This window comes from uncultured Eudoraea sp. (assembly GCF_947258925.1).
Lineage (GTDB): Bacteria > Bacteroidota > Bacteroidia > Flavobacteriales > Flavobacteriaceae > Eudoraea.
Map to the genome: position 1 here is coordinate 114,646 of NZ_CAMYKG010000019.1, position 11,557 is coordinate 126,202.

Sequence of the window (11,557 nt, forward strand, 5' to 3'; positions counted from 1 at the left end):
ATGTCTTCTGGATTCTGTTGGTAATTGTTGGATAAAATGTCTCATGATTGTTCGTTTTTTGATAGTATTATTAATTGGTGTAGTGCCTTACTTCTGACCAGCGTACTCTCTTACTGTTTTTAAAATTAGAGAAGAATGAATACCTTCTTGATTCTGTTGGGGTCTGATTGCTGAAATTTCTCATCGCTTGTAATTTTTAAGTTGTTATGACTATTTTTTTCTCTTTATAAATCGTAAATCTTACTGACTTACAATTAATAGACGATAAATAATTTATTTTGTTACAGTACTATGTATAAAATAGTACTGTATTATGCAATTTTTAACATTTACAACACTACAGAAGGGGAGGGAAAAGATGTTATATTTCTGATATATAGTACTTTAAAGACTATTTATATTTTTAATAATATTTTTAAAAATAATATCGGATACCTTGCTTTTTTAGAAAAAAGACAGAAAAAGTGAGGATGAAAAGCAATTAAAACCTATCTTGTAAGAACAAGTCTTGTCAAAACCTAACAAAAGTCATATGCTATGTTTTATTTCCATAATAGATTTATGATTTTATTCCCAAAAACAAAAGACATATGAAAATATATGATGACAAGCACATTAAAAATGTGGTATTCGTAGGGGCACATAACAGTGGCAAAACTACATTAGCAGAAACTATGCTCTTCGAAGCCGGCCTTATAAACAGGAGGGGGACTGTGGAAACGCAGAATACCGTCTCAGATTATCAGGAAATTGAGCACGAAAGAGGAACTTCCGTTTACGCCACTCCATTACATACAGAGTGGCGTAATTACAAAATTAACATTATTGACACTCCGGGTTTAGATGATTTTGTCGGTGAAATTATTTCATCAATAAGGGTGGCTGATACAATTGTTACAGTTTTAAATGCTCAACACGGTGTAGAAATTGGAACTGAAATTATTTGGAATTACATCAACACCTATTCTAAACCAACACTCTTTGTGGTCAATCAGATAGACCATATGAATGCCAGTTTTGAAAATACTTTTAAGGGTATTAAGGCGCTTGTTGGGAATAATGCCGTAATTATTCAGTATCCCCTGCTTATTGATGGAGCACAATGCATCATTGATGTGCTCAAAATGAAATGTTATAAATTTCCACCTGAAGGTGGGAAGCCTGAAAAATTACCAATTCCTGAAGATCAAAAGGAAAGGGCAGATTATTTACACAATGAACTTGTTGAAAAAGCTGCAGAGAACGATGAAGAATTATTGGAATTGTTCTTTGATAAAGGCACGCTTAACGAAGATGAAATGCGCCAGGGGATAAAAGCAGGAATGCTTAATCATGAACTATTTCCTGTTTTCTGTGTTTCCGCATTAAACGATATGGGCTCCGGAAGGCTAATGGGTTTCATAGATAATGTAGCCCCGGCTGCAGCAGACCTAAAACCTGAACAGACAGTTGAAGGTGAATTACTGGTTAGAAAAAAAGAAGCTCCTACTGCCTTATTTGTTTTCAAAACTGTTTATCAGCCAAGTTTGGGTCAGATATCCTTTTTTAAAGTGAAATCAGGGGAAGTCAAAGCAAATGATAAGTTGGTGAATTCCCGAAATGGTGAAACTGAAATTCTCAACCATCTTTATATAATGGACGGCAAAAAACGAGAATCGGTCGCCAAACTTGAAGTTGGTGATATTGGGGCTACCTTGAAATTGAAGAGTACGAATACCAATGATACCCTTCATGCCCCCGGCAAACCAATTACAATTAAACCTATTCAGTATCCCGAACCCAGAACAAGAAAAGCGGTATCAGCTGTGAATAAGAATGAGGAGGAGAAACTAAGCGAAGCCCTTAAAAAAATTCATAGTCAGGATCCAACTGTGGTCATTGAGTTTTCCAAGGAATTAAAACAAATGATTTTAGGTTGTCAGGGAGAACTTCACCTGGCGACTATAAAGTGGACATTGGATAATATCTATGGAATAGAAGCCAAATTTGAACCACCTAAAATTGCGTACAGGGAAACAATACAGCGGGCATCTAATGCCAATTACAGACATAAGAAGCAATCGGGTGGAGCAGGTCAGTTTGCACAAGTGCATATGAAAATAGAGCCCTGGTATGAGGGTATGCCCGAACCTGAAGGTTTCAACATCAGAGGAAAGGAAGAAGTTGAACTCGCCTGGGGCGGGAAATTGGTATTCTACAACTGCATTGTTGGCGGTGTTATAGATATTCGCTACTTACCTTCCATTAGAAAAGGAATTTTGGAAGTAATGGAGGCCGGGCCCCTTACAGGTTCTTATATCAGGGATGTAAGAGTAATGGTCTACGATGGTAAAATGCACTCAGTAGATTCTAATGATATCGCGTTTAAGATAGCAGGAGCTCATGCTTTTAAAGAAGCTTTTCTAAATGCCAAACCTAAATTATTAGAACCAATTCAGGAACTGACAGTTAAGGTTCCCGAAGAAATGGTCGGTAATGTTATGACCGATTTGCAGTCGAGGAGATCTATCATACAAGGGATAGACAGTATTGATCATTATCAAATTCTGAAATGTACCGTGCCTCAGGCAGAGTTATATGGATATTCCACGAATTTACGATCGCTGACACAAGGGAAGGCCACTTTTAATTCTGCATTTTCCGCATTTAAAGCGGTGCCTAATAGTGTACAACAAACTCTGGTTAAAAACTAGTCGTAGCACTAACTTAAATTTTAACCATACCGTGATGTTTTATTACGGTATGGTTTTTTATTACTCCCAAAATTTCATCTGTCCGGTTCTAAAAACAGATCACTAAAAAATGCCAGACATACATCTTCCGGGATAAATGATACATTCCTATGGTAAAATAGACAAAAATGTAGTAATTTTCTTAGTAGCATAATCAAACTAAGGACATAATGTATTTTAACGATGAGTATATTGATTTTCATTGTCATCCTTCCTTAAAGCCATTTGGTAAAAGCTTTAATTATGAGCCAACGGGAATTCATATTAGCCATAGAAACAGCAAGCGTAGTATTTGGCATTATGATCCCCCTTCCATTTTTGATAAATTATTAAACTATACTACAGGGCTTACCAAATTTTCACAGGCAAACTTTACGAGCCTTGTAAAAGGAGGGGTTGGTATTGTAGTTGTATCCCTCTATCCGCTTGAGAAATGGTTCGTACGAAACAAGATGAGCAATGAACTGGTATTGGATCTTGCTGCGAATTTTGCTTTGGGAATAGGGGATAAGCGCATTGATTATATACAGGGCATAACCAATTATTTTAAGGATGTAGAGGATCAGTACGGTTTTTACAAGCAATTGGATGGAAAGATTGTTCATTTGCCCGAAGGTAAGTTTCGTTATAAAATGGTTGGCAACTATTCGGAAATTGAAGCTGTAAGGAATCAGAATGCTGCAGGAAATAAAGTCCATACGATCTGTGTAGTATTAAGTATTGAAGGACTTCATGTCCTTAATACAGGACTTAGGCAACCCTACAGTGAGGCAGAAATTATGGGAAATCTGGAAAAGATCAGGAATTGGGAGTTCCGACCTTTTTTTGTCACCATTGCGCACCACTTTTGGAATCAACTTTGCGGTCATGCTGAGAGTTTATCCGGGATTATATTGAAATTTGCAGATCAGTCTGAAGGACTCAACAGTGGGTTTACTTCAACAGGAAGGAGAGTTCTGGAGCGTTTACTTGATAACACAGACCAAAAAAGGATCCTACCCGATATTAAACATATGAGTATTCAGGCCAGAAAAGAATATTATCAGCTCTTAGATTCGGGTGATCCAAGGTATGCAGACATTCCTGTTATTGCCAGCCATGCAGCATGTAATGGCCTTAAGTCTTTTGACCATCGGGTTGCGGCAAATTCCACTACTGCGGCTAAGCTCAATCCGGTTGCTATAAATCTCTTCGACGAAGAACTAATAAGAATAGCAAGAAGTAAAGGTATTGTAGGTTTACAGCTCGATGAACGCCGTATTGTCAATAAGAAAACCCTGAAAAAGACCAAAAAGAGTCTCAAACGGCATAAAATTATGCATTACCGTTCGGCATTATTGTGGAATCAAATACAACATATTGCGGAAGTTTTGGATGCAGAAGGCCTTTTTGCCTGGGATTGCATGGTAATTGGCTCTGATTTTGATGGTATAATCGATTCTCTGAACGGCTTTTGGACCGCTGAAGAATTACCTTACCTGGCTGACTTCCTGGAACGGCATGCGTACAATTATATGTTAGCACATAATCTGGTAAACACCATGAATATAATAGATGCTGATGAAATTATAGAAAGAATAATGTCGGTGAATGGCAAAAACTTTCTAAAATCCTACTTCAAGTAATTTCCTTAGTTCATGCGGGGCATGGGAAACGAGTCCCAACTTAAATATGTTTAAACATATGTTAAACATATTAAACAAAGCAATAGAATTTATAATTTTAACGCAGAAATACTTATACTTATCAATTATTTAAAGAAATAGTGTTGGGTACGATAGATATTTAGCAGGGAATTATGACAGGTTTATGTGCAATACCAGACGTTTTAATTATATTGCTAATCTAAGAATTAGATGTATCTTCCATTTAACAAATAAGAATTAAAGTAACTATGGACGTAATAGAAAAGGCTCATTTGTTTGAACAACGAAAGTGGAACAAGCTTACAACAAATGATCGCATTGTTGCTTCAAGAGAAGTAAAAGCACTTATATTGGAACTGAATGAACTCTACAAGCAGACACAGGATGCCACTTTAATGGATCTGATGAAACGCTTAACAGTTCTCAAGAAAAAGTTGGAAAAGAGGCTTAAAGGAAGACCCGATGTCTAGTGTTTCCAAAATTTTAGTTTTACCCCTCTAACCTCAAATTTATAGCAAGTAAAAAAATTCAGTTTTTATTCATCTGCTCCATTAACAATTCATAGGTAACCAAATTTGTATAGAGTTTTCCTGATAAATTTACAATAGGAGAATTAAGTGAATCTATTGGAGTTTCGGGGCCAAATGCCAATTGCAGTTGCTCCTTTAATTCCTGTTTTTCATCGAGTTTAACAAGATTGAACAGGTATTTGCTTTCACTTAAAGGCGCTATCAAACTATCACATTGATCACATTTGCCGGGTACATAAACCGTTATTTGTTTTGGAGGTTTAATCTTGATTTTTTCATATTCCTTGATCAACGCCCTTTTTGAAAGACTATCATTTACACTTAACTCATAGGTATACGTAGGACGCTTACCTCTCATGAGAACAATGGTCTTCATATGTACCTTCGAGGTAGCCGGAACCCTTATATATCTTGGCGTTGCACGACTTTGCCTAAAATTTGAGCCGGACAATATAAATTTAACATCAAGGTCCTGCTCATTGCTGTTCACCGCGTAAAATGCAATCCGATTGGGAATATCCTCGGTAATAATTTCAATTTTCTTATCCTGAGTGTAACCAATAAAAATGGTACACAAAGCACAAAGAAATACTACTTTTTTATACACAGAATTTTTTTTTGGATATACAAGATAGATAATTAATCCTGTGCAACAGCTGTTAGATCGTAGATTTGAGATTTTCTGTTACTAATTGGATGTAATAAATATTTTGATCTATTGCCCTAGACAGTAGTAGGGTTGTTCTGCACATTGTGCATTTCAAGTGATGTTGGCAATTCAAATACTTCAAGATCAAAATAGGAAACCGCAGCCAATAAATGATCAAAAATATCTGCCATGATATATTCATAGTTCTGCCATCTTTTGTCACTACTAAATACATAAATCTCAATAGGAATCCCTTGCGGAGTTGGTGCGAGTTGCCTGGTCATCATAATCATATTGTTGTTTAAAGCACTGTGTTTCTCCAGATAGGTCGAAATATATTTCCGAAAAACACCAATATTGGTGAGGTTTTGACCATTCAGAAGCAGGGTTTTGTCAATAGTGTGCTCCTTATTATACATCCCTATTTTTGCATTTCTAGTGTTCAAATAATCGGATAGAAGGTGAATTTTTTTTAGTTTTTCAATTTCAGGATCTGTCAGGAATTTTATACTCTTTTGCTTAATAATCAACGCGCGTTTAATTCGTCGACCACCCGATTCCTGCATCCCTCTCCAATTTTTGAAAGAGTCGGTAATAAGGGCATAGGTGGGTATCGTCGTAATGGTCTTATCAAAATTTTGAATTTTGACCGTAGCCAAATTTATTTCAATTACGTCCCCGTCTGCCCCATATTTTTCAAAGGTGATCCAATCCCCGATTCTAACCATATCATTCATGCTTACCTGAATACTTGCAACCAGCCCAAGAATGGAATCCTTGAATAATAAAAGCAGAATAGCTGAGGCAGCTCCCAGTGCTGTGAAAAACTTCCAGATAGAAGTATCTGTAATTATCGCAAAAATGGTCATAATGGCCATTATCCAGCCAATTATCATAAACACCTGTATATAGCTATCAATAGGCTTATCCTGGAAGCGTGGTTGTGTTTTAAGGTAATCCCTCAAACTTCGTAAAATGCTTTTTGCAATGTTCAGGATTAGAATAATGGCCAGAATATTTGCAAACTTCAAAGCCATTCCACCTAAATACGCAAAGTCTGAAAAAACCACAGGAATCAACTCTATAGCCAGGAGCAGCGGGAGGACATGTGCCAATAATCTGGGGAGCTTATTTGTAATGGCAATGTCGTCCAGATTTGTTTTCGTCCTGCGCGCCAAAACGGCGGAGGATCTGCGTATGACCTTTTTAATAATAAAGTCGAACAGGCCTATTAAAAACAACGTGGCCAATAGTAATCCTGCAAGATTTAAATATCTCGCCAATGATTGGGATATACCAAGTTCAATCAGGTAATCATATAGGAGGTGAGCGATTTCGTAATTCATTGCAACAGGATTTTATGCAAAATTACAGCCAAAATCTGAATTATCATTTTTAAGATTTGTATTCTGCCATTAATCCAAACTGCACATCCCGGAAAACTTGGAATTTTATCAGATTCTCAATACTTTCACTTTTATACAGTATAGCATATGATGGACTTAGAGGGACATAACATTTTAGTTACCGGCGCTTCCAAAGGTATTGGCAAGTCAATTGCCCTTCATTTATTGGAAGCAAATGCCAGGGTCGGTGTCCATTTCAACCGGAGCGCACAAGAAGCTAATAAGATTAAACGTGATTATCCCCTTTCGGAAACTTTCCAGGCGGACCTATCCAATGCCGATGAAGTAGAAATACTTTTTAAACGAGCGATTAAACAACTAGGGAAATTAGATACCATTGTACTGAACGCCGGTGTATTTTTACCACAGTCAACAGCAGGTACTACAAAGGAATGGCTTGATACCTGGCGAAAAACAATGGCTATTAACCTCGAATCAGTGGGACTAATAACTAAATTGGGTATTGAACATTTTAAATCTACAGGTGGAGGACGATTTATTTACATTGGCAGCAGGGCCGCATTCCGTGGTGAAACCGAGGAATATCTCGCGTATGCAGCATCCAAAGGGGGATTAACATCTCTTGCACGGACAGTGGCAAGGTCCTTTGGTAAATACAATATCAAATCCTTTGTAATAGCCCCCGGGTTTACCCGAACAGAAATGGCCGAAGAGGCCATTAGTAAACTCGGCGAAGAAAAGATACTAAATGAAATGGCTTTAAAAGAGTTAACCAAACCGGAAGATATAGCCCCAATGGTTGTGCTGATGAGCAGTGGACAGATGGACCACGCCACCGGTTCCACTGTAGATTTCAATGCTGGCAGCTATATTAGATAATATGAAAAATACAATATCTAATTTCTGTTCGTAAAGCGGACAGATAAAAAAAAGGGGAGCGTGCAGTGTTCACTTTTAATTTTCACAGAGGGTAAAAGGACTAACCAAACGTGCTTAGCAGGGATTTAAATTCTATATTGTAATAATTTCATATTTTTGGACGTGCCAGATCATTAAATATCAACAAATCCCCCCTTAATTTAGCTTAATAAACTCAACGCTCTATGCCAGATCTATCTCCGATTCTTAGGACTAAAATGTATCGGCCTCTTGTGACTGATGATCTGGTGCTTAGAACTGTTTGTTGCAGATGGGTTCAGAAATAAAGAGATTGCACAGAAATTATTTTTGTGGCTGAAGGCACTGTAAAAAAGCATATTTACAATATTTGTCAAAAATGGAATGTAAATAGCCGTATTGAATTATTAAAAATAGCAAGAGAGTGTGGATTAATTGAAGTAAATTAACGTTGTTGTATCGTTTTTCTGAATCGAATGATTAATTGTTGAAAACAAAAACAATTAAATTGAGTTATGCTCTTAACAAAACTACACCGCCCGCCATTAAGCCTTGAACACGTTTTCAGGTTTCGCCTGATTGATGAACTCAATAAAAATATGTACAAGCCTTTTTCATTGGTTTGTGCTCCTGCTGGTTATGGAAAGAGTATGCTTGTTAGTTCATGGATAGAAGAAAATAAGCACCCTGCTGCATGGTTATCATTAAGCAGTGATGAAAACGATTATCGCACGTTCTTGATTTACATGATTGCCGCGATTCGAAAGGTGTTTCCTGGAAAATTAGAAAAAGCAGAAGCCTTGGTCAAGGCCCCTGAATTGCCTGATAACAAATCAATTGCCCACTCGCTCATCAACGAACTGGATCAGATTCAGGTGAATTATATCGTCGTTCTTGATGATTATCATCTGATTCGCAATGATGCAATTCATCAACTTATTGACGAGTTATTGCGCTATCCACCTGAGAACCTTCATCTATGCATGCTGACAAGACGAGATCCTCCGATTCGAATTGAAAACCTGCGGGCTCATAACAGGATGATTGAAATTCGTATGAGAGAACTCACTTTTACCGAAGAAGAGATTATTGGGTTGTTTTATAAACTGCATGGAATCAAGCTGGAAAGGTCTTTAGCGGCTTCGTTGCAAAAAAGGACAGAAGGATGGATAACTGCTTTGCAATTGATTTCATTGGCATCAAAAAACAAACCGAATATAGAAAATGAACTGTCTTCATTTACAGGAGACCTGAACACGCTTAGTGATTTTCTTATTGAAGAAATACTTTCGGGTTTGTCCGACGACATGAAGGAATTATTGTTTTCAACAGCATTGCTTAATAGGTATTGTCTCGAGCTGGTCAAAGCTTGCTTTCAGCCTAAGGAAGATGACAATTCTGACTTTTTAAAAACAGAAACATTATTTGATCAACTCATTAATTCTAATTTTTTCCTTATCCCGCTTGATGATAAGCGAAAATGGTTTCGATACCATCATTTATTCCAGAAAACACTTGTTACACATTTAGGCTCAAGATTTGATACTGAGAGAATTAAAAGGGTTCATTATTTAGCGGCAAAGTGGTTTGAAAACCAAGGACTGATTGAGGAAGCGTTAGGTCATATGATAAAGTCCGGAAAGTATGAAGAAGCGGCAATAATTATAAAAATCAATGCTCATGACGAGTTTCTAAAAAATGTAGGGAAAGTTGAAACCTGGCTCAACAAATTGCCGTTGGATGTGAAAGAGAACAGCCCGAGCCTTCAGCTTGTAAAGGCATGGCATGCTTTTGGACAATTTCACCTTGAGGAAATCCCACCCATCCTGGAAAAAGTAAATATACTTATTAAAGATACCGTACCAGATCCACATCTATCTTCTGAATTATACTTTTTTCAGGGAAATTTCCAATACTGGACGGGTGATACTGAAGGCAGTATACAATCTTTTGACCAAAGTTTGAAACAATGTGATCATTTACATGAGCATGTAAGATGCAATATTGAATTGTTACGCTACCTAGCTTTACAAAGAAAAGGTAATTATAACATGGCTGTAACAGATTTAAATAGCCGAATAAAAAGAACGGAACAATATACGCGCATGGATATTGCCTATTATTGGGGCTCACTCGCTTTCGTGCATCTCTTGGCCGGTGAATTGAGAAGTGCCCTTGATGCAGCGGATCAAATGCAGATGTTCACAAAAAAGATCGGAGCGAACTTCCTTTTGAATTGGAGTTTCTACCTTCAAGCCCTGGTTAACCTTCAGTTGTTTCAATTAGATAAAGCTTTTGACCATTTTGAGGTCACTAGTGAGAAACATTATGTCATAGACACCATTGTGGTTTTCGATTCAAAGGTTTCACTTGCCCTGATTCACCAGCTAAACGGTAAGAGTAAGGAGGCATTTAAAATCATTTCTGCCACTATTGATTATGCTAAAGTAATAGGTGATCCAGTAAGTTTGCTTCTAGTGCAATCTGCGCAATCCCGTATTGCTATTTTACAAGGAGATATTCAAGCGGCATTCCAGTGGGCTGATACATTCAATGAGCCACCCAGTTTTGCAGGAATGTTTTTCTGGCAGGAAAACCCCCATATGACGAAAGCAAAAGTTTTCATTGCAAAAGGAACCCCCGAATGTTTGCAAAAAGCTGAAGAAATTTTAATCACGATGCTTGATATAGCATCATCTTCCCATCTGGATTGCCAACTTGTTGAAATAAACCTCCTACTGTCACTGGCATTAGAAAAAATGGGGCAAAAGAAAGCTTCAATGGAAAAGCTGAAAACATCGGTCATTCTGGCTGAGAAACATGGTTTTATAAGACCATTTATCGAAGCAGGAAAATCAGCTATGGTGCTTTTAGATTCATTGAGAGAAAAGGGGGTTGCTTCTGATTTTATTGATGAAATTGATAAGTTAATTATAAAAGTTTCTGACAAGAAAGATAGTGCACTTCACAAAAATATTGAGGTTTCAGAAAAGGTTGTTCTAACGGAAAGGGAACTTGAAACCCTTGAGTTACTGGCAACCGGACTGAAAAACAAAGAGATCGCAAATGCCCTGTTTGTATCCGAAGGAACCATCAAAAAACATACTTACAATATGGGGAAAAAGTTTAACACATCTTCTAGGGTTAGTCTCTTGAACCGAGCACGGGAATTGGGACTTATTTAATAGTCTTAAACTTTCCCAACAATTCTTTATTTTTATAAAAATCAATCTAAAACAGCGTCTTTTAATTCTTCGTATTCAAATGCTTAAAACCAAGTTACATCCCCCCGCCATCTTTAAAGAACAGGTTATTCGATGAGGTTTAATTAAGAAGCTTGAGTCAGGTCTGGAAAAACCAATGTCCTTGGTTTCTGCTCCTGCCGGATATGGCAAGAGCCAAACCGTTAGCCAATGGCTTCAGGAAACAACTGCAACAAGTTGCTATATATCTCTAGATAAAGGAGATAACGACTTTCGAGTTTTTCTTCAATATTTGGTAGCAGCCCTGCATACAGCAGTCCCTAATGGTGTTCCTCTTACCGAAACCATTTCAGCTGCAGGAGAACTTCCACCTATAAAAACGATTGCTCATAACTTGATCAATGAGCTTGACGAAGTAGACAAGACCGTGATCCTAGTATTAGATGACTACCATAGAATCAAAGAAAATAGTATCCATGAGCTAATTGATGAGTTACTTGTTTATCCACCTCAATGTCTGCACCTATGCATAG

General features: G+C 37.4%; 9 protein-coding genes. 7 read left to right on the plus strand and 2 right to left on the minus strand.

The window, feature by feature from the left end; translation table 11 throughout:
• The first annotated feature begins 590 nt into the window (after window positions 1-590).
• The 3 genes from Q0X77_RS08570 to Q0X77_RS08580 all read left to right on the plus strand — a co-directional run bounded on the left by Q0X77_RS08570 (window position 591) and on the right by Q0X77_RS08580 (window position 4,848).
• Entirely contained in the window at window positions 591-2,693 is a 2,103-nt protein-coding gene (locus Q0X77_RS08570) for a translation factor GTPase family protein (protein ID WP_297795963.1), read from the plus strand.
• Between the two features lie 209 nt (window positions 2,694-2,902).
• Window positions 2,903-4,357 (plus strand): membrane dipeptidase, encoded by a 1,455-nt coding sequence (locus Q0X77_RS08575; RefSeq protein ID WP_297795965.1) that lies wholly within the window; start codon window positions 2,903-2,905, stop codon window positions 4,355-4,357.
• Window positions 4,358-4,626: 269 nt separating this feature from the next.
• The gene (locus tag Q0X77_RS08580) at window positions 4,627-4,848 is read left to right on the plus strand and encodes a hypothetical protein (RefSeq protein ID WP_297795968.1); all 222 of its coding nucleotides are present in this window, start codon (window positions 4,627-4,629) and stop codon (window positions 4,846-4,848) included.
• Between the two features lie 58 nt (window positions 4,849-4,906).
• Here the strand turns inward: Q0X77_RS08580 and Q0X77_RS08585 are convergent, their stop codons facing one another.
• Window positions 4,907-5,515 (minus strand): hypothetical protein, encoded by a 609-nt coding sequence (locus Q0X77_RS08585; protein ID WP_297795970.1) that lies wholly within the window; start codon window positions 5,513-5,515, stop codon window positions 4,907-4,909.
• A 116-nt stretch (window positions 5,516-5,631) separates the two neighbouring features.
• Window positions 5,632-6,903: a mechanosensitive ion channel domain-containing protein gene (locus tag Q0X77_RS08590; RefSeq protein ID WP_297795973.1), complete on the minus strand. Its 1,272-nt coding sequence runs from the start codon at window positions 6,901-6,903 to the stop codon at window positions 5,632-5,634.
• Between the two features lie 147 nt (window positions 6,904-7,050).
• Here Q0X77_RS08590 and Q0X77_RS08595 point away from each other — a divergent pair, with 147 nt between their 5' ends.
• The 4 genes from Q0X77_RS08595 to Q0X77_RS08605 form a co-directional block, all read left to right on the plus strand.
• Window positions 7,051-7,803 carry an SDR family oxidoreductase gene (locus tag Q0X77_RS08595; RefSeq protein WP_297795976.1) on the plus strand — a complete coding sequence of 251 codons (753 nt, stop codon included), beginning with the start codon at window positions 7,051-7,053 and terminating at the stop codon, window positions 7,801-7,803.
• A 350-nt stretch (window positions 7,804-8,153) separates the two neighbouring features.
• Window positions 8,154-8,270 carry a hypothetical protein gene (locus Q0X77_RS15375; protein WP_366939201.1) on the plus strand — a complete coding sequence of 39 codons (117 nt, stop codon included), beginning with the start codon at window positions 8,154-8,156 and terminating at the stop codon, window positions 8,268-8,270.
• A gap of 66 nt (window positions 8,271-8,336) precedes the next feature.
• Window positions 8,337-11,006 carry a LuxR C-terminal-related transcriptional regulator gene (locus tag Q0X77_RS08600; RefSeq protein ID WP_297795978.1) on the plus strand — a complete coding sequence of 890 codons (2,670 nt, stop codon included), beginning with the start codon at window positions 8,337-8,339 and terminating at the stop codon, window positions 11,004-11,006.
• A gap of 175 nt (window positions 11,007-11,181) precedes the next feature.
• A partial coding sequence (locus Q0X77_RS08605) for a hypothetical protein (RefSeq protein WP_297795981.1) occupies window positions 11,182-11,557 on the plus strand: 376 nt, incomplete at its 3' end.